Below are 22,743 nucleotides of genomic sequence, written 5' to 3' on the forward strand. Positions count from 1 at the left end.
CGCCGGCGATCCAGGACCGACTCGCTAGCCTCCCTCGACGAACCGCCGCAGCACCTCCAGGAACACCCCGGGCTGCTCGGAGTGGACCCAGTGGCCGGCGTCCTTGATGCTCACCTTGCGGTTGCCGGGGAACCAGCGGTCCATGGCCTCGGCGTACTCCGGCTTCACGTAGCCCGACCTTGCGCCCGCCACCCACAGCACCGGACCGTCGTACGCCGGGAGGCCGGCGAGGGCGGCTTCCGGCCAGCCACCGATCTCCGGGAGCGCCCGGCCCAGCACCTCCAGGTTGACCTGCCACCGCCACCCGTCGCCGTCGCGGCGCAGGTTCGAGAGCAGGAAGGCCCGGACCGTCGGGTCGGGCACGGCCGGCTCGAGGGCAGCGTCCGCGTCACCCCGCTGAGTCAGGGACGACAGGTCGAGGCCGCGCATCGCGGCGACGTAGCCCTCGAACTCGGTGAGGTGGTCGTAGGTCACCGGCGACACGTCGACCACACAGAGGCGCTCGACCAGCTCGGGGTGCCGCAGCGCCAGCACCATCGCCACCTTGCCACCGAGCGAGTGGCCGACCAGCGCAACGGGGTCGTCCTCGCTCAGCAGCCCGGCGACCCGGTCGGCGACCCGGAGGTAGTCGAAGTCCGGCTCCCAGCCCGAGTGGCCGTGGTGGGGCAGGTCCACCAGCAGCACCCGGTGCCGCTCCGCGAGCGCCTTGCCGACCTGCGTCCAGTTCCGCCCCTGCCCGAACAGGCCGTGCAGGAAGACCACCCGGGAGCCGTGGTCGCCGATCGCTCGGGTGTACGGCGGGCCAGGCTCGGTCACGCAGCCAGTCTTCCAGAGCCTCCGGCCGAGGCCGCGCTCAGCACCAGCGGCGGGTGCCGTGCCGGGTGAGGTCGACGTCGCGTCGTAGCACCGCGATCCGGTCGGACCAGTGCGTGCAGGTGTGAGCGAACGCCTTGTCGCGGTACTCCACCGCGAGCACCGAGCTGCCGTAGTGCTTCACGTAGCTGCTGCACTCGTGGTACTGCCCACACTGCTCGGCCACGGCGAAGTCGAAGCCGACCGTGGTGCCGTCCCAGCCGGCGCGGTTCTTCTGCGCCGCCGCGAGGCCGGCGCCATGGGCGCGGGCCACCAGCAGCCTGGAGTAGGCGTTGGCGTCCGCGGAGGTGAGCAGGTGGTGGCTGCGGGTGAAGGAGTCCTGGTTGTCGTACTCCACGGCCTGGTAGCCGTCGGCTGCACAGCGGTCGGTCCAGCGGCCCATGATGTCGGCCAGCGCGTGCCGCTCGGCCGAGGTGCGCAGGTCGAGCAGCCACTCGCCCCAGACCGAGTCGACCACGGGCGTTCCGTGGCGCTTGAGCACCAGCGACCAATGTCGGTGCCAGAAGGCCTTCTCGTCGGCCTGGGTCTGGAAGCCGTTGACGTAGCAGATGTCGTACTTCCCGGCCACCGGCGCGGCTCGCCGGTCGCGCTCGACGATGCCGACGTGAGCGGGCACCGGGCGCGCGCCTCCGAGCTGGTAGTCCCAGTCGGTGCCGGTCGGCGGCAGGGTGATCGTCTGCGCCGCTCCGCCCGTGGCCGGGGCACCGACCAGCAGGAGCAGCAGGGTCAGCAGGACGGCGCGCACGTCAGCGCCGCTCGCCGTCGCCCGGTGCGCCGTCGGAGCCGGGCCCGACCCGGCGAGCGTGCTCCTCGGCCTCCAGCCGTCGGCGCCGTACGACGACCAGGCCGAGCAGCACGACCACCACGACCACGCCCACGACGACCCATTCCATGGGTCGACCCTACGGCGCTTCGGCGGCCGGGTCTGCCGAAGCGCGCAGCGCCCGGCGGCCCATCGTCGCGAGCACCTCGCGCAGCTCGGCGGGCTCCTGAACCTCGAACTCGAAGCCGATCCACGACAGGTGGAAGGCCAGCCCCTGCAGGCTCTCCGCACCGGCCTCCAGCAGCGTCGTCCGGTCGTCGACGGCGGTGAGCGTGACCGCCCGGACGCTGGTGCGTTCCGCGACCTCGGCGAGCGGGGCGTGGACCAGGACCCGGGCCTCGACGTGGTACGCCGAGCGGGTCACCGAGCGCTGCACATAGGCGGCGGGATCCTCGTGCTCGCGCGCCCTGAACCGCCACGTCGAGGCCTCCACCTCGGCCATCCGGTCGAGCCGGAACGTGCGCCAGTCGTCGCGGTCGACGTCGTACGCCATCAGATACCAGCGCCGGCCCGTGGCCACCAGGCCCACCGGCTCCACCGTCCGGGAGCTGGGAGTGCCGTCGCGGGCCTCGTAGTCGAAGCGCACCCGGACGGTGTCGCGCACGGCTCGGGCCAGTCGGAGCAGGGCCTCGCCGTCGACCGTGGCCTGCCCGCTGTCGAGGGTCTGCGTCGCCTCGTGGATCGCCCGCACCTCGCCGCGCAGCCGCGGCGGCATCACCTGGTCGAGCTTGGCCAGGGTGCGCAGCGCCGCCTCGCTGGCCCCCGAGACCGTGCCCCCGGCGGCGAGCCGCAGGGAGACCGCCACCGCCACCGCCTCGGCGTCGTCGAGCAGGAGCGGCGGCAGGCCCTTGCCCCGGCCCAGCTGGTAGCCGCCGCCGACGCCCTGCGCCGCCTGCACGGGGTAGCCCAGGCCACGCAGCCGCTCGACGTCGCGCCGAATGCTGCGGGTGGTCACCCCCAGCCGCTCGGCCAGCTCCGGGCCGGTCCACACCGGGCGCTGCTGGAGCAGCCCCAGGAGGTGCAGCACGCGTTCGGTGGTCTCGGCCATGCCCGGCAGTCTGTCAGAGGTTGCGGACAGGAACTGTCCTGTTTGCCGCTGAGGCTGGAGGCAACCACCACGACCCCGTCACCGAAAGAGGACCCTCTCATGGCGCTGCACGCTCCCCCGGTCGCGAACGAGACCGACGCGATCATCGGCTTCCTGGGCCAGGCCCAGGACGCCTTCCCGGCCCTGCTCCACGGTCTCACCGCCGCCCAGGCGGCCCGGTCCCCCAGCGCGTCGTCCCTCAGCCTCGGCGCGCTGGTCAAGCACGTCACCGACGTCCAGCTGTCCTGGCTGGCGAAGGCCGAGGCGGCCCCGGGGCCGGTCCAGGAGACGCCGGAGGACGAAGCGGCCTACCTCGAGAGCTTCCGCTTCGAGGAGTCCGACTCGCTCGACGACGTGCTGGCGGCGCATGCGGAAGCGTCCGCGGCCGTGCTCGACGCAGTACGCCGGATCGACCTCGGCACCGTGGTCCCGGTCCCCGACGCGCCGTGGTTCCCGACGGACGGGCCACCCTGGTCGGTGCGCTGGATCTGGTGGCACCTGATGGAGGAGCTGTCGCGCCACGCAGGGCACGGCGACATCATCCGCGAGACCCTCGACGGGGCCACCATGTACGCGCTGGTGGCGGCTCGGGAGGGGCTCGCCGACCTGCCGTTCATCGAGGCCTGGCAGCCGGCCACCGAGGTGGACGCGTGACGGCGGTGGACTGGACGGCCCAGCTCCACGACCAGCTGGACTTCCACTGGCAGCACCTGTTCCGCCCACGGCTGGACGGGCTGACCGACGAGGAGCACCTCTGGGAGCCGGTCGCCGACTGCTGGAGCATCCGACCCCGCGGCACCTGCACCTCGCCGAGTCCGATCGGCTCGGGCCCCTGGCAGCGCGACGACGCCCCGGACGAGCCGGCGCCGGCTCCGGTGACCACCATCGCCTGGCGGGTCGCGCACCTGACCGTCGAGGTGCTCGCGATGCGCAACGCCAGCCATCTCGGCGGTGCGCCTGCGGACTACGAGACCTGGCCCTACGCCGGCGCTGCGGCTGCGTCCCTGGCCGCGCTCGACGAGCAGTACGCCGTGTGGTCGGCCGGGGTGCGTGGGCTCGACCACGAGGCACTCGCCCGCCCGTGCGGAGAGGCCGAGGGCCCGTTCGCTTCGTACCCCCTGGCGGCACTGGTGCTCCACATCAACCGCGAGATGATCCACCACGGAGCCGAGATCTCCCTGCTCCGAGACCTCTACGCCCACCGCCCGACCAGCATCGAGGAGCCCGCATGAGCCGCACCTTCCAGGTCACCTTCGACTGCGCCGACCCGATCGCCCAGAGCAGGTTCTGGGCGGAGGTGCTGCACTACGTCATCCAGCCACCCCCGGGTCGCGACCTGGCGCCCGGCGAGGACCCGATCGACGCGTGGATGGAGTTCCTCGAGCAGGCCGGCGTCCCCGAGGACCAGCGCAACACCGCCTCGGCGATCGTGGACCCGGACGGCGACGGCCCGCGGCTGTTCTTCCAGAAGGTGCCCGAGGGCAAGACCGCGAAGAACCGCGTGCACCTCGACGTGCGAGCGGCCGTCGGCCTCGAGGGTGACGAGCGGATGGCGACGCTCGAGGCTGAGCACGACCGACTCGTCGGCCTCGGCGCGAGCCGCCTCGAACGCCACGAGCCGGCGCCCCCGATGAGCGGAGGCTTCATCGTGATGCAGGACCCGGAGGGCAACGAGTTCTGCCTGGACTGAGGTCGACGTCAGTCGACGGCGTTGCCGAGCTCGCGCTGGCGCTGGAGGTAGCGCTCGATGCGCGGGTCCGGGACGAGCCACAGCAGGGCGACCACCACGAACGGGACCAGGCCGAGCCAGGGCTGGACGAAGGCCAGGGCGATCCCCAGCGCGTAGAGCACCGGCGACGCCTTCCCCTTGCGGTCGGCACCGAACACCTCGGCCATCCGCTCGCGGCTCTCGGGCATCCGCGTCATCCTCCGCTGGAGGATGGTGAACGCGATCGCCGCCAGCAGCAGGTTCACGCCGTACACGACCGTCGAGGCCCGGCCGAAGTGCTCGTCCATCCACGCCGTGGTGAACGGGTAGAGCGACAGCCAGAACAGCAGGTGCAGGTTGGCCCACAGCACGGTGCCGTCCACGGACTTGCAGATCTGGAACAGGTGGTGGTGGTTGTTCCAGTAGATACCGATGTAGACGAAGCTCAGCAAGTAGGTCAGCAGGCTGGTGGCCGAGCTGCGCAGGTCGGAGAAGTCGGCTCCGTCCGGTGGCTTCAGCTCCAGCACCATCACCGTGATGATGATGGCGAGGACGCCGTCGCTGAACGCTTCGAGGCGGCCCGTGGACATGGGCCGATCCTAGGGGGCGCTCAGACGGAGTAGTCGCGGAAGCCGCGCTGCGTCTTGCGGCCCAGGTAGCCGGCGGTCACCAGGTGCTCGAGCAACGGCGCGGGGGCGAAGCCGGGCTCGCGGAACTCCAGGTAGAGCTCGCGCTGGATCGCCAGCGACACGTCGTTCCCCACCACGTCGAGGAGCTCGAACGGCCCCATCGGGAGGGCACAGCCCTGCTTCATCGCGATGTCGATGTCGTCGGCCGTGGCGTAGTGGGCCTCGAGCATCTTCACCGCGTCGTTGAGGTAGGGGAACAGCAGCGCGTTGACGATGAAGCCGGCCCGATCCCCGCACGAGACCGCCACCTTGCCGACCTTCTCGCACAGGGCGAGGACCGTCTCGCGGACGTCGTCGCCGGTGCTCACCGTCGAGACCACCTCGACCAGCTTCATGATCGGCGCCGGGTTGAAGAAGTGCATCCCGATGACGTCCTGCGGTCGCTTGGTCGCGGTGGCGCAGGAGATGATCGGCAGGCTGCTGGTGGTCGTGGCCAGGATCGCGCCCGGCTTGCAGATCTCGTCGAGGTTCTCGAACAGGGTGGTCTTGACGGCGAGGTCCTCGGCGATCGCCTCGACGGCGAGGTCCACCGTGGCCAGGTCGTCCAGGCTGGCGGTGCCGCTCAGGCGCGCCAGCACGTCGGGCTTGACGGCCGCGTCGAGCTTGCCGCGCTGGATCGCCTTGTCGAGCGACCGCTCGATGGTGGCCCGGACCGCGTCGACCTTGGCCTGTGACCGGCCGACGTAGGTCACGTCGTACCCCGCCTTGGCGAAGACCTCGACGAGCCCGGTGGCCATCGTGCCGGTGCCGACGACACCGACCGACGTGATCGGGCGACGCAGCTGCGGCCTGTCGTCGGCGCTCGGCGTGTGCGCGTCCGCCACGACGACCGGGCTGTCCGACCCCTCGTAGGTGTAGAACCCACGGCCGGCCTTGCGGCCGAGGAACCCCGCGGTGACCAGCTGCTTGAGGATCGGGGTGGGCGCGTGCAGGCGGTCGCGGCCCTGCTTGTACATCGTGTCGAGGATCTCGTACGCCGTGTCCAGACCGATCAGGTCGAGCAGCGCAAGCGGCCCCATCGGGTAGCCGCAGCCGAAGCGCATCGCAGCGTCGATGTCCTCGCGGCTGGCGAACTTCGCCTCGTACATCGAGGCGGCGTGGTTGAGGTAGCCGAACAGGAGCGTGTTGGCGATGAAGCCGGCGCGGTCGCCGCAGATCACGGGGTTCTTGCCGAGCCGGCCCACGAGCGCCTTCACGTCGTCGAGCACGTCCGGCTCGGTGACCACGGTCCGGATGATCTCCACGAAGCTCTGCACCGGCGCGGGGTTGAAGAAGTGGACCCCGATCACGCGACCCGGGTGGGCGTTGGCGGTGGAGATCTCGGTGACGCTCAGGCTCGAGGTGTTGGTGGCCAGGATCGTCTCCGGCTTCACGATCGCCTCGAGGTCACGGAAGATCGACTTCTTCAGCTCGACCGACTCGACCACCGCCTCGACCACGAAGTCGGCGTCGGCGAGGTCCTTCATCGAGGTCGTGAAGGTCACCCGCTCGACCAGGGCCCGCTGGTCCTCCTCGCTGAGCTTCCCGCGGGCGACGGCGCGAGCCGTGGAGTGCTGCAGGTGCTGGCGACCGCGCTCGAGGCTCTCCTCGTTGACCTCGACGCCGACGACCGCGAAGCCGTTGCGGGCGAAGACCTCGGCGATGCCGGCACCCATCGTGCCGAGCCCGACCACCCCGATCGTGGTGAACTCGCGGGAGGTCGACGCCTGGCCTTCGGTCACGGTGCTGCTCATGGGCCGAATCCTCCCACGCGTACGACGGCGTCGGCCGCGAGGTTCCTCACACCCCGGCCGGTGCCGGGAGCACCCGATCGTGACCGGTTCGTGGCCCGGGCGAGACCACGGCGCCGTACGCTCGGAGGTACCCGCCATGCGTCGTACCACGGGAGGCCACCATGGAGCGACGGCTCGTGCCGGTGCTGGCGGCGGCCGCACTCGCGCTCACGGCCTGCGGTGGAGGTGGCGGCGGTGCCGCTCACTCGGCGTCGACCAGCCCCTCGGATCCCTCGAGCCCGCCCGTGTGCAACGGCTGCTGGATCGGCGACTCGGTGCCCGCGCACGGCCCGGTGGTGATCCAGGGCGCGCAGAAGGGCGGCACGGTCACCGTGCTGGTCCACGCGGGGCTCGGCACCACCCTCGACCCGGCCGAGACCTACCAGCCGGACACCCTCTCGATCGAGAGCAGCCTGGTCACGCGCTCGCTCACCCAGTACAAGTACGACCCTGCCCGCAGACGGATGCTCCTCGTGCCGGACCTCGCCACCGACCTCGGGAGCCACACGGACGACTACACGAAGTGGCGGTTCACCCTCCGGCCCGGCGTGCGGTTCGAGAACGGCGCACCGGTCACGGCGACGACCGTCGCCTGGGGCATCCGGCGCTGCCTGGACGCCACGACGTTCCCCACCGGTCCGTGCCAGTACTACCTGAACCCGAACCTCGAGGGCGGCCCGTCGTACCGCGGCCCCTACACGGCTCCGCGCCAGATCCTCAGGTCGGTGCGCGCCGCCGGGCACACGGTCACACTGGTGTTCGCCCGGCCCTTCCCGGACCTGCCCTACCTCGCCGCCCTGCCGGCGCTGGGTCCGGCCCCGCTCGGCAGCCGGTCGGACCCCGCGACCTACCGCACCCGTCCGCTGGCGACCGGCCCCTACCGGATCGCCTCCTACCGACCCGGTCATGCCCTGGTGCTGACCCGCAACCCACGCTGGGACCCGGTCACCGACCCCGGTCGTACGGCGTACCCCGACGGCTACGACTTCCGGGCCGGACTGTCGTCGCGGCGGATCGACCGCGAGCTGCTCGCGGACCGCGGCCGAGCGCAGACCACGCTGACGTACGACGACGTGACGGCCGCCGACTACCCCCGCTGGGCCCGGTCCGCCAGGCATCGCCTGACCCTGGGCCCGACGCCGTGCACGACCTACCTCGCACCGGACAACCGCGTCTTCACCGACCCCCGGGTGCGCCGGGCGCTGTCCTGGGCCTACCCCTACCGGGCCGTGATCCGCGCCGAGGGCCTGGTCCCCGGAGTCACGGCCGTGCCCGCCACGAACCTGATGCCCCCGGGGATGCCGGGCCGGATCCAGCACGACTCCGTCGCCAGGCGGGGGTTCGACACGAGCCCGGCGACGGCCCGGTCCCTGCTGCGCAGAGCGGGTGCCACCGGCCTGCCGGTCCGGTTCGCGTTCGACCCCCAGGACCCGTCGTCCGTGCGGGTCAAGGACGCGCTCGTCCGTGCCCTGGCCGCGGCCGGGTTCGCGCCGCGTGCCGAGGCGTCGTACACCGGGACCAGCCTGCCCGGCAGCGCCCAAGGACCGCGGGTGGACCTGCGCTCGGTCACCCGCTGCGGCGACTGGCCGTCGGGCGGGCAGTGGCTGCCGCCGGTGTACGGGTCGACGAACGGCGGGCCGGGCGCCGGCCGGGGCAGCAACCTCGAGGCGTTCTCCCAGCCGGGGGTGGACCGGCGGATCGCGGCCATCGAGCGGCTCCCCTACGTGCGGCAGCAGCAGGCGTGGAGCCGGCTCGACAACACCACGCTGCAGCAGTGGTTCCCGATCGTGCCAATCTCGTACAGCGGGGTGGCGATGGCGCACGGCTCCCGGGTCGAGGGCATGTACGACGACGACGTGCACGCCATGCCGACCTGGAGCCAGATCTGGGTGGCCCCCGCGTCCTGACGTCAGGCGATGGTTGCGGAAGCGAGCCCCGGCGCTTGCCGCTATCCCACCAGGGCGACGACCTCGTCGGCGCAGCCCCAGGAGAGCGTGACGCCCGCGCCGCCGTGCCCGTAGCAGTGGACGACGTCACCGACGCGCTCCAGGCGTACGGCGGGGCGAGCCGGCCGCAGCCCGACCTTGTGTCGCAGCACCCGAGCCCGAGCAACCTCCGGGACCAGCACGGCGGCCCTGGTCAGGATCTCGCCAGCCACCTCGGGAGCCGGCCGGCGGTCCCACTCCCCGGCGTCCTCGGTGCCGCCGACCACGACGTCGTCGCCGCGCGGGATGACGTAGGTCGGCCCGTCCTCAGCGAGCCACCACTCCTCCAGGCCGAACTGCTCCACGACCACGACCTGGCCCCGCACCGGCGTCGTCGTGGGGTCGGCGGCCAGCAGCCGCGAACCGAGGCCCGAGCAGTTCACGACGAGCGGTCCCTGGGGCAGGGCGGCGAGCGCCAGCCGGGTGACGGTGCCGCCGGCCTCGAGCACCCGCCGGCCCAGCCACGCCAGGTACAGCGGCATGTCCACCACCGGCGTGACGAAGGACCAGGCGTCCGCGAAGCCGGCCGGGGCCTGCACCCGGTCGAGCCGGGGGACGGCGTCGATCCACCACGGGTCGGGGGCCGGCTCGTGGAGCACCTCCGTGCCGGCGCGCAACACCACGCCCGCTCCCTCGATGCCGGCCAGCGCGGCGAAGGCGGCGTACGTCGTCCGACCCCAGGCGCTGACGCGCTCCTGCGGGAAGGCGAGGTAGGGGTACCAGATCGCCGCCGCGACGCTCGAGGTCGTCTCCAGGGGCAGGTCCCGCGCCACCACGTCGACCCGGTGCCCGGCCTCCAGGAGCCGGAGCGCGCAGGAGAGTCCGACGACTCCCGCACCCACCACGAGCACCCGCTCCGCCATGGGCCGAGTCTGCCGCACCGGGCTGCGCGGGCGCCCCTGTAGATTCTCGCCCCGTGAGAGTCGTGGTCGCGCGCTGCCAGGTCGACTACGCCGGGCGGCTCACCGCCCACCTCCCGATGGCGACCCGCCTGCTGATGATCAAGGCCGACGGCTCGGTGCTCGTGCACTCCGACGGCGGCTCGTACAAGCCGTTGAACTGGATGTCACCGCCGTGCACCCTGCGGGAGGGCACCACCGACGAGGGCGTCGCGCTCTGGACGGTGACCTCGCGGACCGACGACACCCTGCGGATCCTGATCGAGGAGGTCCTCAGCGACACCGCCCACGACCTCGGCGTCGACCCCGGGCTGCAGAAGGACGGGGTCGAGAAGCACCTCCAGGAGCTCCTCGCCGAGCACCCGGCCACGCTGGCCGACGGGCTGACGCTGGTACGCCGGGAGTACCCCACCGCGATCGGACCCGTCGACCTGATGTGCCGCGACGCGGCCGGCTCGTCGGTGGCGGTGGAGATCAAGCGTCGCGGCGAGATCGACGGGGTCGAGCAGCTCACCCGCTACCTCGAGCTCCTCAACCGCGACCCGCTGCTGGCTCCGGTGCGCGGGATCTTCGCCGCCCAGGAGATCAAGCCGCAGGCGCGGGTGCTGGCCACCGACCGCGGCATCACCTGTGCCGTCGTCGACTACGACGCGCTGCGCGGGCTCGACAGCTCCGAGGACCGCTTGTTCTGACCGGTCCTGATCGTCAGCCGCCGATCTGGAGCGAACCGATGCTCGACGCCTTCTGCCAGCCGATCGTCTGGTCGGCACGCACGCAGAGGTACTCCGGCGGTACGGCGTCCGAGACGGCGAGCACCGTGACGGTCTCGGTCCCGTCGTGCAGCTGGAGGCCCGCGGTGAGTGGTGCCTCGAACCGCAGCATCCGGGTCCGCGCCGAGGCCGTCTTCTCGGCCGAGGTCGCGATCCCGCGTGCCAGCACGTCGGCCGATGACGTCACCGCCAGGAACGCGACCAGGGCGATGATCAGAGCGGTGATCTGACCTTCGTCGAAGTGCACGTTCTTGATCCGGCTGGTGAGCAGCGTGGCGAGCACGGTCACGACCGGAGCCACCACCGCCATCACCTTGGTCAGGCTGAAGGCCGGCGCATCGACCACGGAGGCGGTCTGGTTGGCAGCACCCTTGTTCAAGAAAAAGTCGGCAACGTCGCTCATGGTGTCCCTCCCCGAGCAGTCTCGATCCAGTTCGTCGATTGTGCGCTCGTGAAGCGGTGCTGACCAGAGCCGTCACGTCGCGGTCGTGTGCCTGAGGACGCGCTGTGGCGCGTCGTCAGGCACACGACCCCTCAGGCGGCGACCGGTGCCCGTGCGGGTTCGGACTCGATCTCGACCGGCACCGGGATCCGGCCCGGCAGGAGGAAGGCCGCCGCCACGGCGCCGGCCAGGCAGAGCAGCCCGACGACGACGCAGGCGGTGGACATCGCGGCCATGAAGGAGTCCTGGAAGGCAGCGACCAGGCGCGGGTCGGCGGCCGCGACCGACTGCGCGACCCCGACCGAGTCCTGAGCCGTGGCCAGCACACCGCCCGGCAGCGCGGCGTAGGCACCGGAGGCGAGGTGCGAGCCGAAGACCGAGGAGAACACCGACCCGACCACCGCCACCCCGAGGGTGCCGCCGAGCTCGCGGGTGGCGTCGTTGACCGCGCTGCCGACCCCGGCCCGGGCCGGCGGGAGCACGAGCAGGATCGACTCCGTGGCCGGCGTCGAGATCAGGCCCATGCCCAGGCCCATGATCACCATCTGCGGCACGATCACGTGGGCGTACGACGTGGTGACGTCGGAGGTGGAGATCCACAGGAACGCCGTGCCGAAGAGCACCAGCCCGGTGGTCACCACGACCTTGGTGCCGATCCGCGGCGCCAGTGCCGCACCGGCCACGGAGGCGACCGCGATCGAGAGCGCCACCGGCAGGATCCGCGCCCCGGTCGACAGCGCGCCGTACCCACGCACGAACTGGAAGTACTGCGTGACCAGGAAGATGAAGCCGAACAGCGCGAAGAACGTCACCGTGACCGCGCCGCTGGCGGCGCTGAAGCGGCGGTCCCGGAACAGGGTGACGTCGAGCATCGGGTGGGAGGTACGGCGCTCCCAGAGCACGAAGCAGGCCAGCAGCGCAGCGGCGACAAGGAAGCCCCCGACGGTGGCCGGTGCGGACCAGCCGCGGCTCGGCGCCTCGATGATCGTGTAGGTCAGGGCGGCCAGCATCGCCACCGAGATCACCAGTCCCGGCCGGTCGAGTGCGGGCACGGAGGCGTCCCTGGACTCCGGGACGAACAAGAAGGCCGCGAGGGCGGTGACCAGAGCCAGCGGGACGAGGGCCCAGAACACGCTGCCCCAGTAGAAGTGCTGGAGCAGGACACCGCCCAGGACCGGCCCGGCGGCCACCCCGAGGCCCACCACCGCTCCCCAGATGCCGAGTGCGGCCGCACGCTCGCGACGCTCGCGGAAGGTGTTGCTGATGATCGACAGGGTGGTCGGGAAGATCAGCGCCGCGAAGGTGCCCATCGCGAAGCGCATCGCCACCAGCGCGCCGGCCGAGGTGACCAGGGCGCCGGCCGCACTGGCCAGGGCGAACCCGATCAGGCCCACGATCAGGGCCGGCCGCCGGCCGAACCGGTCCGACAGGCTGCCCGCGGCCAGCACCAGCCCGGCGAAGGCGAGGTTGTAGCCGTCCACGATCCACTGGAGCTGACGGGTGCCGGCGGACAGCTCGCGGGACATGGACGGCAGCGCCACGTTGACGATCGTGGTGTCCAGGTTGATGGCCAGGACGGCCGCACAGATGGTGGCCAGGACGGCCGCCTTGGAACCCCTCATCGACTCCTCCAGGAGAGCTCGGGCACCGCCTCGTGTGGACAGTGACAACATTAAGGTAGAGCCAGATGTAGTCAGTGTCAACATAGGCGTAGGATGACCGCATGCCCGACCGCAGCCAGCCCTACCACCACGGCAACCTGCGGCCGGTCCTGATCGACACCGCCGTCCAGCTGGCCCGCACCACCGGCCCCGACGGGGTGGTGCTGCGCGAGGTCGCCCGCCGGGCCGGCGTGTCGCACAACGCGGCGTACCGCCACTTCGACGACCGTGCCGCGCTGCTGGCCGAGGTCTCCGGCTGCGCGATGACCGACCTGGAGGAGGCCATGCAGGCCCGGATCGACGCGGTGACCCTGACCGACCCGACCGCCCGCGCGACCGAGCGGCTCCGCGAGACCGGCCGCGCCTACGTCGACTTCGCGCTCCGCGAGCCCGGGCTCTTCGCGGTCGCCTTCGGCTCCCCCGAAGGTCCGAAGATCCACAGCGACCCCGCGACCCTGACCGGACCGTACGCCGTGCTCAACGCCGTGCTCGACGAGCTCGTCGCGTGCGGGGCCGTGCCCCCCGAGCGCCGGGTGGGGGCCGACGTCGCCTGCTGGGCCACGGTGCACGGCTTCGCCTCCCTCAGCGTCGACGGCCCGCTGCGCGAGGTGCCGCAGGAGCTGCGTGACCCACTGCTGGAGATCGTCCTCGACGTCGTGCACCGGGGGCTGGTGGGCTGACCCACCCGGCCCGACCGGGTCAGAGTGCGGCCGCGACCGCTGCCCATCCCTGCGGCACGGCGCCGAGGCCGGTGCCGTCCTCCGGGTTCCAGTACTCCGCGAACCCCGACGCCAGCACCCCCTCGAACGTCATCTCACGGATGCGCGCGTACGTCGCGTGGTCGCCCCAGCGCTGCGCCGCGACGGCCATCAGGTAGTTCAGCTGCGGCCACGCGGCCCCGCGCCAGTACTCGCCGGGTTGGTACGACGCGTGGCCGCGCGGCAGGTAGGCCAGTCCGTACGGCGCGCCGAACCGTCCGGGATCGGTCAGCTGCTCGAGCACCCGGGCGGCCCGGGCGGAGTCGCCGGTGACCAGGGCCCCGAGCGCCCCGTCCAGCGTCGGGACCCGGCACCGCGCTCCCCCGCCGGTCAGGGGCCGGTCCACCCAGAGCCCCGACTCCTGGTCCCAGAGCAGGTCGTCCACCACGCCGGCCAGCTCCTCGCTGCGGCTCCGCCACCGGTCGTCACCGGTCAGCTCGGCGCACTCGATCGCGGCGTGCGCGGCGAGGGCGTTGAACGACGCGGGGGCGCACGCGAACGACCGCGACCAGACGGCCGCACCGGACTCGTCGAAGAACGTCTCGGCGACCAGGCGCCGGTCCCAGGCGCTGTAGTCGGCGTGGTCGTAGGCCGGCAGCGCGACCCAGTCGTCCCAGCGCGGGGAGTCGTCGGTGCCGGTCTCCCAGGGGTGGACGACGTACAGCAGGCCTTCCGGGGTCCGGCGATGCGCCCAGAGCCACTCCAGACCGGCTGCGACCCGGTCGACCAGCGCGTCGCCGAGGTCCGCGCCGCCGGAGGCCAGGACCCGGGCCGCGTGTGCGTAGATCGGTGGCTGGGTGAACGACGACCGGTCGGTCAGGGGTCCGCGTCCCGCGCTCGGTCCGAGGTAGCGCATGTGCGGGACGAACCCGCTCGGCAGCTGCCCCTGCAGGCAGCTGTCCAGCTCCCGGGCACCCCGCGGGTCGCCCAGCGCGGACCATGCGATCGCGTGGAAGCACGAGTCCCACAGCCACTGGTGCGGGTAGACGTCGGGGTTCGGCGGGCAGAAGCCGTCCGTCTCCCGCCAGCTGTTGCTCAGCACCTCCAGCGCGCCGCCCCGGACCCTGGACGCGAGCTCTGCGTCGCTCACCGTCCGAGACGCCAGCCGTCGGCGTCGCGCTCGACAACGTACGACGCACAGTTCGGCACCAGGTCCTCGACCGGCGCGTGCGCCGCTCCGGGTGCGAGCGCGCCCCAGAGGGACAGGATCACGCCACCGTGGCTGACGACGAGGACGGTCTCGCCGCGGTACTGGTCCGCGATCCCGTCGAGCACCGCGAGGACCCGATCGGCGGTCTGCCGCCCGGTCTCGCCACCGGGAACACCCAGCGCCAGGTCGCCCGCCAACCAGGCCTGCACCATCGGGTCGAATAAGCCATGGTCGTAGGGCCGGCCCCGGAAGTCGCCGGCCGGGAACTCCTGCAGCCCCTCGCGCACCGTCACCGGCAGCCCGAGGACGGCGGCAGCGATCTCGGCGGTCTGCACGGCCCGGGCGAGCTCGCTGCACACCACCCCGGCGACCCGTTCCCCTGCCAGCCGCTCGCCCAGCTCCCGCGCCTGGGCGCGGCCGAGCGGGGTCAGGCTGCCGCCGGCCTCGGACATCAGGTCGGACTCGTAGGCCGCCTCACCGTGCCGGGCCACGACCAGCCGGGCCGGGCAGTGCACGTCGCTCATGGCGCCAACCTAACGACCCCGGGTGAGGCAGGATGCCCCCATGCGGATCTACCACGTGGCGACGCTGGCGGACTGGCAGCGGGCGAAGGCCTCCGGGAGCTACACCACCTCGACGTACGGCGCGTCCCTGGCGGACGTGGGCTTCATCCACGCCGCCCGACGTGAGCAGGTCACGCGCGTCGTGGACACCTTCTACGCCGAGGTCGACGAGCCGATCCTGCTGCTCGAGATCGAGACCGACCTCCTGGACGTGCCCTGGCGCGAGGACGACGTCGACGGCGAGAGGTTCCCGCACATCTACGGCCCGCTGAGCCCGAGGGCGGTCGTGGGCTTCCACTCCGCCCGGGAGACCCCGGACGCCCCGATGCTGCCGCCGCGCCCGCGCGACCCGGTGGCCCGAGCCTTCTGGGGCCTGTCGGCCGTCCTGTTCGCCGCGACGTTCTCCCTGTTGGTGCTGGGAGTGATCGCCTCGGTCCACGAGCGCGACTACGTTCGACCTTCCGCGGCGCCCACGGTCCTCTGGTCGCTGACCCTGACCGCCGGCGTCGCGACGATCACCTGCTGGGTCGTCGCCCTGACCTCCGACCGGCACCCACGATGACGCCCGAGCGGCCCGGGCCGGGCCAGGAGTCCGTGTGGGACTACCCGCGCCCGCCGCGCCTGGAGGCGACCTCCGCGAGCATCGAGATCCGGCTGGGCGGCGAGGTCGTGGCCCGCACGACGAGCGCTCTGCGGGTCCTGGAGACGAGCCACCCCCCGACCTACTACCTGCCTCGCTCGGACTTCGCCGACGGCGTCCTCCGGCCGGTCGACGGCGCGTCGTACTGCGAGTGGAAGGGCGTGGCCGCCTACTACGACCTGGTCACCCGGGCCCGCTCGGCGCCACGCGCGGCGTGGACCTACCCGCAGCCGTCCCCGGGGTTCGAGGCACTGCTGGACCACGTCGCCGTGATGGCCGCCGCGATGGACGAGTGCACCGTCGACGGCGAGGTGGTGACATCGCAGGAGGGCGGCTTCTACGGCGGCTGGATCACCAGCCACGTGGTCGGACCGTTCAAGGGCGGCCCCGGCACCCGGGGCTGGTGACGGGTCAGAACCTGCGCGGCACGAAGGTCTGCTCGTGCATCGGTGGCCGCACGTAGGGGATCTCGCGCATCGTCGGCAGCGCCACCACGTCGGGTGCCACGTCGACGAAGTCGAACTGGCTGAGCAGGTGGCTGATGCAGTTCAGCCGCGAGGCCCGCTTGTCGTCGGACGGTACGACGTACCACGGCGCCTGCTTGATGTCGGTGTACTGGAAGGTGGTGTCCTTGGCCATCGAGTAGCGGACGTAGAGCTCGTGCTCGGCCAGGTCCATGTCGGAGAGCTTCCAGCGCTTCAGGGGCTCGGCGTTGCGGGCCTCGAAGCGCCGGCGCTGCTCCTCGAAGGACACCGAGAACCAGTACTTGAGGACCGTGATCCCCGACCGCACCAGCATCCGCTCGAACTCCGGGCAGCTGCGCAGGAACTCCTGGTGCTCCTCCTCGGAGCAGTAGCCCATCACCCACTCGACGTTCGAGCGGTTGTACCAGCTGCGGTCGAACAGGACCATCTCGCCCGCGGCCGGGAGATGCTCGACGTACCGCTGGAAGTACCACTGCGTCCGCTCGCGCTCGGTGGGCCGCGGCAGGGCGACAACGCGGACGGTGCGGGGGCTGGTCCGCTCGGTGATCCGCTTGATCACCCCGCCCTTGCCGGCCGAGCCGCGGCCCTCGAAGATCACCGCGACCTTGAGCCCCTGGGAGGCGATCCAGTACTGCAGCAGCACCAGCTGCTCCTGCAGCCGCTCCATCTCGGCCTCGTAGACCGTCGCCTTGAGCCGGCCGGACCTCGTGTAGTCCGACACCTCGTGGCCCGGCGGCAGCAGCATGCCGCCGACGTCGTCGGCGCCCTCCGGCGGTGTCCTGGTCATCTGGCCTCCCTGGCTGTCACCGTGCTCTGCCCGGAGGGGTGCTGGCAAGGGCCGTCGGCCTCCGAAACCGGACGATGCGAGGTGCGGCAGCCGGCGCGGGGGCCGTCCGTGCGCTACGTCGCTGCGACCGATCGGACTCATCTCCCCAGGACTCCCCCAGGCTTCGCCTCCAGGGTCGGCCCGCCGGACATGGTCGCGGGTACCCCTAGCTCGAGGCGGGCTCGTCGTCCTCGAACGCCGCCCGCATCCGCAGGTCCTTCGCGGGGTCGGCGACCGCGCAGCACGAACCCAGGCGCACCCGCCCGGTGAGGCCGCCGTACACCAGGGCGAGGAGGAAGAGCAGCACGGGAACGCCGAACACGTACTCCATCCGACCCTCCTTCGACAGGCCTCGAGCCTACCGGCCGTCAGTCGAGGTCGTTCGCGTCGCGGATCGCGTCGACGATGCCGCCCATGATCTCGGTCAGGCCGAAGTCCTTGGGGGTGTAGACCGCGGCGACCCCGGCGTCGATCAGCCGACGGGCGTCGGCATCGGGGATGATCCCGCCCACGATCACCGGTACATCGCCGAGGCCGGCCTGCTCGAGGCCGACCAGCACCGCGGGCACCAGCTCCATGTGGGAGCCGCTCAGGATCGAGAGCCCCACGCAGTGGACGTCCTCGGCGACGGCCGCCGCGACGATCTCCTCCGGCGTCAGCCGGATGCCCTGGTAGATCACCTCGAAGCCGACGTCGCGGGCGCGTACGGCGACCTGCTCGGCACCGTTCGAGTGGCCGTCGAGCCCCGGCTTCCCGACCAGCAGCCGCAGCCGCCCGCCGAGCTCCTCTCCGGTCTCCTTGACCCGCCGGCGTACGTCGGCCAGCTCGGCGCCGGCCGACCCGGCCGTCGCCGGCGCGCCGACCGCGCCGCTCACCCCGGTCGGTGCCCGGAACTCGCCGAACACCGAGCGCAGGGTGCCGGCCCACTCCCCCGTGGTCGCCCCGGCCCGTGCGGCCGCCAGGGTGGCCGGCATCAGGTTGGCCTCGGTCTTGGCGTCATCGGCCAGCTTGGCCAGGGCCTCGGCGAGGGCTTCCTCGTCGCGCTGCGCCTTCCAGGCCTCGACGCTGGCGATCGCCGCCCGCTCGGCCTCGGGGTCGGCGGCCTGGATGGCGGCGTCGAGGTCCGAAGTCAGCGGCGACGGCTCGGTGGTCTCGAACCGGTTCACCCCCACCACGATCTCCTCACCGCTCTCGATCCGGGCACGCCGGGCGGCGTGGGCGGAGACCAGCTCCTGCTTCATGTAGCCGCTCTCGACGGCGGCGATCGCGCCGCCCAGTGCCTGCACCCGATCGATCTCGGCCCGGGCGCTCTCGACCAGCTCGGCGACCTTGGCCTCGATCACGTGCGAGCCCTCGAAGATGTCGTCGTACTCGAGCAGGTCGGACTCGTAGGCCAGCACCTGCTGGAGCCGCAGCGACCACTGCTGGTCCCACGGCCGCGGCAGCCCGAGCGCCTCGTTCCAGGCAGGAAGCTGGACGGCGCGGGCGCGGGCGTTCTTCGAGAGGGTCACGCCGAGCATCTCGAGCACGATCCGCTGGACGTTGTTCTCCGGCTGGGCCTCGGTCAGGCCGAGGCTGTTGACCTGGACGCCGTACCGGAACCTGCGCATCTTCGGGTCGGCCACGGCGTACCGCTCGGCGGTCAGCTCGTCCCAGAGCTGCACGAAGGCCCGCATCTTGCAGGTCTCCTCGACGAAGCGCACCCCGGCGTTGACGAAGAAGGAGATCCGCCCGACCACCTTCTCGAAGTCCTCCTCGGAGACCTGTCCGGACGCCTTGACCGCGTCCAGCACCGCGATCGCCGTGCACAGGGCGTAGGCCAGCTCCTGCGTCGGCGTCGCCCCCGCCTCCTGGAGGTGGTAGCTGCAGATGTTGATCGGGTTCCACTGCGGGATCTCGTGGACGGTGTAGGCGATCACGTCGGTGATCAGGCGCAGGGAGTGCTCGGGCGGGAACACGTAGGTGCCACGCGAGAGGTACTCCTTGATGATGTCGTTCTGGGTGGTGCCCGCCAGCTGGTGCGCGACCGCGAGCCGCTCCTCGTCGGTCGGTGGTCCGGACTCCGCCCGACCGGCGAACACCTGCTCCTCGGCGACGACCTGGTAGAGCGCCAGCAGCCACATCGCGGTGGCGTTGATCGTCATCGAGGTGTTCATCGCGGTGAGCGGGATGTCCTCGAAGAGCCGGCGCATCTCACCGAGGTGCGGGACGGGTACGCCGACCTTGCCGACCTCGCCGCGGCTGAGCGCGTCGTCGGGGTCGTAGCCGGTCTGGGTGGGCAGGTCGAAGGCGACCGAGAGCCCGGTCTGGCCCTTGGCCAGGTTGGTCCGGTAGAGCGCGTTGGAGGCTGCGGCGGTCGAGTGCCCGGCGTACGTCCGCATCAGCCAGGGGCGATCCTTCTCGGTCATGGAACCGAGGTTAGGGCGCGCCACGGCGCTGGTCAGCGCGGTGTGAACAAAGCCTCAGGCGCGCAGCGGGCCGCGCTCAGGCCGAGGCAGCCGCCCGGTCGACCTCGACGAAACGCGCCAGCCGGGTCAGGTGCAGCATCCGGCGGACCGCTGGGCCGCAGCCGCGCAGGCGCAGGTGGTGGCCGGCCCGGCTCGCCTCGAGTGTCGCGTAGGCGAGCACCCGGGCCGCGGTCAGGTCGATCGCGTGCACCTCGGTCAGGTCGATGACGACGTCGTCGTCGTAGGCCGACATCGCCTCGTGGATGGCCGAGCGGACGTCCATCGTGCTGCGCACGTCGAAGTCACCGCTCAGCAGGAGTGTGTGCCCGTCGTTCACGATCTCCATGGTGGGTCCCCGCCCGTTCCCCGTGCTCCCGCAGGAGCCCCCGTGTGTGGTGCAGTGTGTGGTGCCGTGTGTTGCGTCAGATGCATCAGCGTCCTACCCACTATGACGCGCGAGCAACCCATTTCGGTTGCGCCCCACGCGAACATTTTCTCGATCCCCGGCCGACTAGGGTCATCACCATGGTCAACCTGACGCGGATCTACACCCGAACGGGTGACGGCGGGACGACCCGCCTCGGCGACATGAGCGAGACGACGAAGAACGATCTTCGGCTGCATGCCTACGCCGATGTCGACGAGGCCAACGCCACGCTCGGAGTCGCTCTTGCCCATGATGACCTCGAGGAGGGGGTCCGGGCCGTCCTGATACATGCCCAGAACGACCTCTTCGACGTGGGGGCGGACTTCTGCACGCCGGTCACGCCCGACCCGGAGTTCCCGCCGCTGCGGATCACCCCGGACTACGTCGATCGGCTCGAGGCCTGGTGCGACACCTACAACGAGGACCTGCCGAAGCTGCGCTCGTTCATCCTCTCCGGCGGCACCCCGGCAGCGGCCCGGCTGCACGTGGCGCGCACGGTGATCCGGCGGGCCGAGCGCTCGGCCTGGGCGGCCTACGACGTGCACGCCGCGACCATGAACATCGTGGCGATCACCTACCTCAACCGGCTCTCGGACCTGGTGTTCATCCTGGCGCGCTACGTGAACAGGGAGCAGGGCGACGTCCTCTGGGTGCCCGGAGGTGAGCGGTCGCAGCGAGGAACGAGCGGAGACCGTGAACCGACCAGACAAGCCGGAGGTGAGCGGTCGCAGCGAGGAACGAGCGGAGACCGTGAACCGACACAAGCCGGAGGGGAGAGAGACTGAGCCCATGAGCGAGACCACCGCGGAGCAGAAGCCGGACCCCAAGACCCCCGAGAAGCCGGACCCGGTCGACGACCTGGTGATCACCCACCACACGCTGCGCAGCGCTGCCGGCGAGCTGGCCTACACGGCCCGGACCGGCCGGGTGGTGCTGCGCGAGGAGGAGGTCAAGGACGACGTGTTCCGGGGGTGGAAGGCCCGCGCCGAGATGTCGGTGACGGCGTACACCCTGGACGACACCGACGTCACGACCCGGCCGATCACGTTCGTCTTCAACGGCGGGCCCGGCTCGTCGTCGGTCTGGCTGCACATGGGGCTGCTCGGCCCGCGTCGCGTCGACTTCGGCGACGTCGAAGCGCCCCACCCACCGCCGTACCGCCTCACCGACAACCGCGAGACCCTGCTCGCGGTCTCCGACCTGGTCTTCATCGACCCGATGTCGACCGGCCACACCCGCGCCGTGGAGGGCGGGAAGCCGAAGGACTTCCACGGGTTCGCCAAGGACGTCGAGCAGGTCACCGAGCTGATCCGGCTGTGGTGCACCCGCGAGGACCGCTGGATGTCACCGAAGTACGTCATCGGCGAGTCCTACGGCACCGTCCGCGCCGTGGCCGTCGCCGAGCGGCTGTCCACCCGCCACTCCATGGGCCTCAACGGTCTCGTGCTGATCTCCAGCGTGCTCGACTTCGGCAGCCAGGACTTCGAGTTCCACCGCGCGGACGACGCCTGCCTGAACTTCCTGCCGACCTACACCGCGATCGCGCACTACCACGGCAAGGTCAAGGGCCGGCTGACCAAGCTGCGGCAGGAGGCGGAGGCCTTCGCGGCCGGCCCCTACCGCACCGCCCTGGCCGCCGGCCGCCGCCTGCCGGCCAAGGAGCGGGCCTCGGTGGTGCGGACCCTGGCCCGGCTGACCGGGCTCTCCGAGGAGTACGTCGAGCGCACCGACCTGCGGATCGAGCACTGGCGCTTCTGCACCGAGCTGCTCCGCGACCAGGGCCGCACGGTGGGCCGGATCGACGGGCGCTTCAGCGGCCCGCTGTACGCGAAGATCGCCGAGAACATGGACGCCGACCCGTCGATGGACGCGATGGAGGCGCCGTTCACCGCGGCGCTGCACCACTACCTGCGCCAGGAGCTCGGCGGCACCCTGGAGATGTCGTACGAGGTCTTCTCGGAGGCCGCCATGAAGGACTGGTCGTTCAAGGAGTTCGAGGGCAAGCCGATCTTCGTCGCCGACCGGCTGGAGCGGGTGATGCGGGCCAACCCGCACCTGCGGGTGCGGATCGAGTACGGCTACTACGACCTCGCCACGCCGTACCACGCGGCCGAGGACATGGTGGCCCACCTGCGCCTGCCCGACGAGGCGTTCGACCGGATCGAGCACGCGTACTTCGAGACCGGCCACATGCCCTACCTCGACGAGCCCTCGCGGAGACGCGAGTCCGCCGGGATCGCCGCCTTCGTCGGACGGCGCTGACCAGATGGCCCGACGGCCCTCACCGCCACCGATGCCCGTTCCGGTCGGCGCCGTGTCGGTGTACACCGACGGCGCGTGCTCGGGCAACCCCGGCCCCGGCGGCTGGGCCTGGGCGGTCGACCCGACGACGTACGCCTCCGGTGCGGAGCACCCGAGCACCAACCAGCGGATGGAGGTCCGGGCCGCACTCGAGGCCGTGCGCGCGCTCGACGGTCCGGTGCTCGTGGTCAGCGACTCGACCTACGTCGTGAACTGCTTCCGCGACCGCTGGTGGGAGGGCTGGCTCGACCGGGGCTGGCTCACCTCGGCGAAGAAGCCGGTCGCCAACCAGGACCTCTGGGAGCCGCTCGTCCGCGTGGTCGCGGAGCGCGGCGACATCGCCTTCGCCTGGGTGAAGGGTCACTCGGGGCACGCCATGAACGACTTCGTCGACGGCCTCGCCGTGGCGGCGAGCCGCGACGCCGGCTGAGCACCGG

General features: G+C 71.8%; 25 protein-coding genes and 1 pseudogene. 11 read left to right on the top strand and 15 right to left on the bottom strand.

The genetic code is table 11. The features are described from left to right. Nucleotides 1–24: 24 nt before the first annotated feature. Genes E3N83_RS08325 through E3N83_RS08335 form a run of 4 tightly spaced genes read right to left on the bottom strand, consistent with a single transcriptional unit; the run spans nucleotide 25 to nucleotide 2,744 of the window. The gene (locus tag E3N83_RS08325) at nucleotides 25–816 is read right to left on the bottom strand and encodes an alpha/beta fold hydrolase (RefSeq protein ID WP_151082833.1); all 792 of its coding nucleotides are present in this window, start codon (nucleotides 814–816) and stop codon (nucleotides 25–27) included. 37 nt (nucleotides 817–853) lie between these two features. Then, nucleotides 854–1,618 carry an endo alpha-1,4 polygalactosaminidase gene (locus E3N83_RS08330; RefSeq protein ID WP_151082834.1) on the bottom strand — a complete coding sequence of 255 codons (765 nt, stop codon included), beginning with the start codon at nucleotides 1,616–1,618 and terminating at the stop codon, nucleotides 854–856. A gap of 1 nt (nucleotide 1,619) precedes the next feature. Next, nucleotides 1,620–1,766: a hypothetical protein gene (locus tag E3N83_RS19510; protein ID WP_191908016.1), complete on the bottom strand. Its 147-nt coding sequence runs from the start codon at nucleotides 1,764–1,766 to the stop codon at nucleotides 1,620–1,622. A gap of 9 nt (nucleotides 1,767–1,775) precedes the next feature. Continuing rightward, nucleotides 1,776–2,744 carry a helix-turn-helix transcriptional regulator gene (locus E3N83_RS08335; RefSeq protein WP_151082835.1) on the bottom strand — a complete coding sequence of 323 codons (969 nt, stop codon included), beginning with the start codon at nucleotides 2,742–2,744 and terminating at the stop codon, nucleotides 1,776–1,778. A 99-nt stretch (nucleotides 2,745–2,843) separates the two neighbouring features. Here E3N83_RS08335 and E3N83_RS08340 point away from each other — a divergent pair, with 99 nt between their 5' ends. The 3 genes from E3N83_RS08340 to E3N83_RS08350 are packed head-to-tail and all read left to right on the top strand — an operon-like array spanning nucleotide 2,844 to nucleotide 4,473. Then, a complete protein-coding gene (locus tag E3N83_RS08340; RefSeq protein WP_151082836.1) occupies nucleotides 2,844–3,437 on the top strand; it encodes a DinB family protein in 594 nt (197 codons plus the stop codon). Further along, the gene (locus E3N83_RS08345; RefSeq protein ID WP_238343127.1) at nucleotides 3,434–4,015 is read left to right on the top strand and encodes a DinB family protein; all 582 of its coding nucleotides are present in this window, start codon (nucleotides 3,434–3,436) and stop codon (nucleotides 4,013–4,015) included. Before E3N83_RS08340 ends, E3N83_RS08345 begins: the two co-directional genes overlap by 4 nt. Next, nucleotides 4,012–4,473 carry a VOC family protein gene (locus E3N83_RS08350; RefSeq protein ID WP_151082837.1) on the top strand — a complete coding sequence of 154 codons (462 nt, stop codon included), beginning with the start codon at nucleotides 4,012–4,014 and terminating at the stop codon, nucleotides 4,471–4,473. The genes E3N83_RS08345 and E3N83_RS08350 overlap by 4 nt, the downstream gene beginning before the upstream one ends. Nucleotides 4,474–4,481: 8 nt before the next feature. Here the strand turns inward: E3N83_RS08350 and E3N83_RS08355 are convergent, their stop codons facing one another. Next, nucleotides 4,482–5,081, bottom strand: a complete 600-nt coding sequence (locus E3N83_RS08355; protein WP_151082838.1) for a TMEM175 family protein — start codon at nucleotides 5,079–5,081, stop codon at nucleotides 4,482–4,484. 20 nt (nucleotides 5,082–5,101) lie between these two features. Then, nucleotides 5,102–6,913, bottom strand: a complete 1,812-nt coding sequence (locus tag E3N83_RS08360) for a 3-hydroxyacyl-CoA dehydrogenase family protein (RefSeq protein WP_151082839.1) — start codon at nucleotides 6,911–6,913, stop codon at nucleotides 5,102–5,104. A gap of 161 nt (nucleotides 6,914–7,074) precedes the next feature. Between E3N83_RS08360 and E3N83_RS08365 the strand changes: the two genes are divergently transcribed. After that, the gene (locus E3N83_RS08365) at nucleotides 7,075–8,859 is read left to right on the top strand and encodes an ABC transporter substrate-binding protein (protein ID WP_151082840.1); all 1,785 of its coding nucleotides are present in this window, start codon (nucleotides 7,075–7,077) and stop codon (nucleotides 8,857–8,859) included. A gap of 41 nt (nucleotides 8,860–8,900) precedes the next feature. Here the strand turns inward: E3N83_RS08365 and E3N83_RS08370 are convergent, their stop codons facing one another. After that, on the bottom strand, nucleotides 8,901–9,800 hold the full coding sequence (locus tag E3N83_RS08370; protein ID WP_151082841.1) for an FAD-dependent oxidoreductase: 900 nt from the start codon (nucleotides 9,798–9,800) through the stop codon (nucleotides 8,901–8,903). Nucleotides 9,801–9,853: 53 nt separating this feature from the next. Here E3N83_RS08370 and nucS point away from each other — a divergent pair, with 53 nt between their 5' ends. Then, nucleotides 9,854–10,528, top strand: a complete 675-nt coding sequence (gene nucS / locus E3N83_RS08375; RefSeq protein ID WP_191908017.1) for an endonuclease NucS — start codon at nucleotides 9,854–9,856, stop codon at nucleotides 10,526–10,528. Between the two features lie 13 nt (nucleotides 10,529–10,541). Here nucS and E3N83_RS08380 read toward each other — a convergent pair whose 3' ends face one another. Both E3N83_RS08380 and E3N83_RS08385 read right to left on the bottom strand, forming a co-directional pair. Next, nucleotides 10,542–11,009: a hypothetical protein gene (locus E3N83_RS08380; RefSeq protein WP_151082842.1), complete on the bottom strand. Its 468-nt coding sequence runs from the start codon at nucleotides 11,007–11,009 to the stop codon at nucleotides 10,542–10,544. Nucleotides 11,010–11,140: 131 nt separating this feature from the next. Further along, complete coding sequence (locus tag E3N83_RS08385) at nucleotides 11,141–12,670, bottom strand: MFS transporter (RefSeq protein ID WP_151082843.1); 1,530 nt, start codon at nucleotides 12,668–12,670, stop codon at nucleotides 11,141–11,143. A gap of 101 nt (nucleotides 12,671–12,771) precedes the next feature. Here E3N83_RS08385 and E3N83_RS08390 point away from each other — a divergent pair, with 101 nt between their 5' ends. Then, complete coding sequence (locus E3N83_RS08390; RefSeq protein WP_151082844.1) at nucleotides 12,772–13,389, top strand: TetR/AcrR family transcriptional regulator; 618 nt, start codon at nucleotides 12,772–12,774, stop codon at nucleotides 13,387–13,389. A 19-nt stretch (nucleotides 13,390–13,408) separates the two neighbouring features. Here E3N83_RS08390 and E3N83_RS08395 read toward each other — a convergent pair whose 3' ends face one another. Next, nucleotides 13,409–14,557: an MGH1-like glycoside hydrolase domain-containing protein gene (locus E3N83_RS08395; RefSeq protein WP_202879358.1), complete on the bottom strand. Its 1,149-nt coding sequence runs from the start codon at nucleotides 14,555–14,557 to the stop codon at nucleotides 13,409–13,411. Further along, a complete protein-coding gene (locus tag E3N83_RS08400; RefSeq protein ID WP_151082845.1) occupies nucleotides 14,554–15,141 on the bottom strand; it encodes a histidine phosphatase family protein in 588 nt (195 codons plus the stop codon). Before E3N83_RS08400 ends, E3N83_RS08395 begins: the two co-directional genes overlap by 4 nt. A 40-nt stretch (nucleotides 15,142–15,181) precedes the next feature. On the opposite strand from E3N83_RS08400, the gene E3N83_RS08405 reads away from it, so the two are divergent. Further along, the gene (locus E3N83_RS08405; protein ID WP_151082846.1) at nucleotides 15,182–15,742 is read left to right on the top strand and encodes a DUF952 domain-containing protein; all 561 of its coding nucleotides are present in this window, start codon (nucleotides 15,182–15,184) and stop codon (nucleotides 15,740–15,742) included. Further along, on the top strand, nucleotides 15,739–16,227 hold the full coding sequence (locus E3N83_RS08410) for a DUF427 domain-containing protein (RefSeq protein WP_151082847.1): 489 nt from the start codon (nucleotides 15,739–15,741) through the stop codon (nucleotides 16,225–16,227). Before E3N83_RS08405 ends, E3N83_RS08410 begins: the two co-directional genes overlap by 4 nt. A gap of 4 nt (nucleotides 16,228–16,231) precedes the next feature. Here the strand turns inward: E3N83_RS08410 and ppk2 are convergent, their stop codons facing one another. The 4 genes from ppk2 to E3N83_RS08425 all read right to left on the bottom strand — a co-directional run bounded on the left by ppk2 (nucleotide 16,232) and on the right by E3N83_RS08425 (nucleotide 19,924). After that, the gene (gene ppk2 / locus E3N83_RS08415; RefSeq protein WP_238343128.1) at nucleotides 16,232–17,092 is read right to left on the bottom strand and encodes a polyphosphate kinase 2; all 861 of its coding nucleotides are present in this window, start codon (nucleotides 17,090–17,092) and stop codon (nucleotides 16,232–16,234) included. 205 nt (nucleotides 17,093–17,297) lie between these two features. Then, entirely contained in the window at nucleotides 17,298–17,462 is a 165-nt protein-coding gene (locus E3N83_RS19515) for a hypothetical protein (protein ID WP_191908018.1), read from the bottom strand. A gap of 37 nt (nucleotides 17,463–17,499) precedes the next feature. After that, nucleotides 17,500–19,539, bottom strand: a complete 2,040-nt coding sequence (locus E3N83_RS08420; RefSeq protein ID WP_151082848.1) for a protein meaA — start codon at nucleotides 19,537–19,539, stop codon at nucleotides 17,500–17,502. A 76-nt stretch (nucleotides 19,540–19,615) separates the two neighbouring features. Continuing rightward, a complete protein-coding gene (locus E3N83_RS08425) occupies nucleotides 19,616–19,924 on the bottom strand; it encodes an STAS domain-containing protein (protein WP_151082849.1) in 309 nt (102 codons plus the stop codon). 179 nt (nucleotides 19,925–20,103) lie between these two features. Here E3N83_RS08425 and E3N83_RS08430 point away from each other — a divergent pair. The 3 genes and pseudogenes from E3N83_RS08430 to E3N83_RS08440 all read left to right on the top strand — a co-directional run. Then, nucleotides 20,104–20,673 (top strand): annotated as a pseudogene (locus E3N83_RS08430) (cob(I)yrinic acid a,c-diamide adenosyltransferase); the annotation flags it as partial. 121 nt (nucleotides 20,674–20,794) lie between these two features. After that, nucleotides 20,795–22,267: a S10 family peptidase gene (locus E3N83_RS08435; RefSeq protein WP_151082851.1), complete on the top strand. Its 1,473-nt coding sequence runs from the start codon at nucleotides 20,795–20,797 to the stop codon at nucleotides 22,265–22,267. Nucleotides 22,268–22,319: 52 nt separating this feature from the next. Next, nucleotides 22,320–22,736, top strand: coding sequence for a ribonuclease H family protein (locus tag E3N83_RS08440; protein WP_238343129.1), 417 nt, complete (start codon nucleotides 22,320–22,322; stop codon nucleotides 22,734–22,736). The last annotated feature ends 7 nt before the right edge of the window (nucleotides 22,737–22,743 follow it).

The sequence above is a fragment of the Nocardioides cynanchi genome (assembly GCF_008761635.1).
Classification (GTDB): Bacteria; Actinomycetota; Actinomycetes; order Propionibacteriales; family Nocardioidaceae; genus Nocardioides; species Nocardioides cynanchi.

Excerpts from the sequence above, each read along its gene's own strand:
- E3N83_RS08350 (WP_151082837.1), top strand. The coding sequence starts at position 4,012 with ATGAGCCGCACCTTCCAGGTCACCTTCGACTGCGCCGACCCGATCGCC.
- E3N83_RS08335 (WP_151082835.1), bottom strand. The coding sequence starts at position 2,744 with ATGGCCGAGACCACCGAACGCGTGCTGCACCTCCTGGGGCTGCTCCAG.
- E3N83_RS08410 (WP_151082847.1), top strand. The coding sequence starts at position 15,739 with ATGACGCCCGAGCGGCCCGGGCCGGGCCAGGAGTCCGTGTGGGACTAC.
- E3N83_RS19510 (WP_191908016.1), bottom strand. The coding sequence starts at position 1,766 with ATGGAATGGGTCGTCGTGGGCGTGGTCGTGGTGGTCGTGCTGCTCGGC.
- E3N83_RS08340 (WP_151082836.1), top strand. The coding sequence starts at position 2,844 with ATGGCGCTGCACGCTCCCCCGGTCGCGAACGAGACCGACGCGATCATC.
- E3N83_RS08425 (WP_151082849.1), bottom strand. The coding sequence starts at position 19,924 with ATGGAGATCGTGAACGACGGGCACACACTCCTGCTGAGCGGTGACTTC.
- E3N83_RS08405 (WP_151082846.1), top strand. The coding sequence starts at position 15,182 with ATGCGGATCTACCACGTGGCGACGCTGGCGGACTGGCAGCGGGCGAAG.
- E3N83_RS08435 (WP_151082851.1), top strand. The coding sequence starts at position 20,795 with ATGAGCGAGACCACCGCGGAGCAGAAGCCGGACCCCAAGACCCCCGAG.
- ppk2 (WP_238343128.1), bottom strand. The coding sequence starts at position 17,092 with ATGACCAGGACACCGCCGGAGGGCGCCGACGACGTCGGCGGCATGCTG.
- E3N83_RS08390 (WP_151082844.1), top strand. The coding sequence starts at position 12,772 with ATGCCCGACCGCAGCCAGCCCTACCACCACGGCAACCTGCGGCCGGTC.
- E3N83_RS08380 (WP_151082842.1), bottom strand. The coding sequence starts at position 11,009 with ATGAGCGACGTTGCCGACTTTTTCTTGAACAAGGGTGCTGCCAACCAG.
- E3N83_RS08400 (WP_151082845.1), bottom strand. The coding sequence starts at position 15,141 with ATGAGCGACGTGCACTGCCCGGCCCGGCTGGTCGTGGCCCGGCACGGT.
- E3N83_RS08420 (WP_151082848.1), bottom strand. The coding sequence starts at position 19,539 with ATGACCGAGAAGGATCGCCCCTGGCTGATGCGGACGTACGCCGGGCAC.
- E3N83_RS08355 (WP_151082838.1), bottom strand. The coding sequence starts at position 5,081 with ATGTCCACGGGCCGCCTCGAAGCGTTCAGCGACGGCGTCCTCGCCATC.
- E3N83_RS08365 (WP_151082840.1), top strand. The coding sequence starts at position 7,075 with ATGGAGCGACGGCTCGTGCCGGTGCTGGCGGCGGCCGCACTCGCGCTC.
- E3N83_RS08360 (WP_151082839.1), bottom strand. The coding sequence starts at position 6,913 with ATGAGCAGCACCGTGACCGAAGGCCAGGCGTCGACCTCCCGCGAGTTC.
- E3N83_RS19515 (WP_191908018.1), bottom strand. The coding sequence starts at position 17,462 with ATGGAGTACGTGTTCGGCGTTCCCGTGCTGCTCTTCCTCCTCGCCCTG.
- E3N83_RS08385 (WP_151082843.1), bottom strand. The coding sequence starts at position 12,670 with ATGAGGGGTTCCAAGGCGGCCGTCCTGGCCACCATCTGTGCGGCCGTC.
- E3N83_RS08370 (WP_151082841.1), bottom strand. The coding sequence starts at position 9,800 with ATGGCGGAGCGGGTGCTCGTGGTGGGTGCGGGAGTCGTCGGACTCTCC.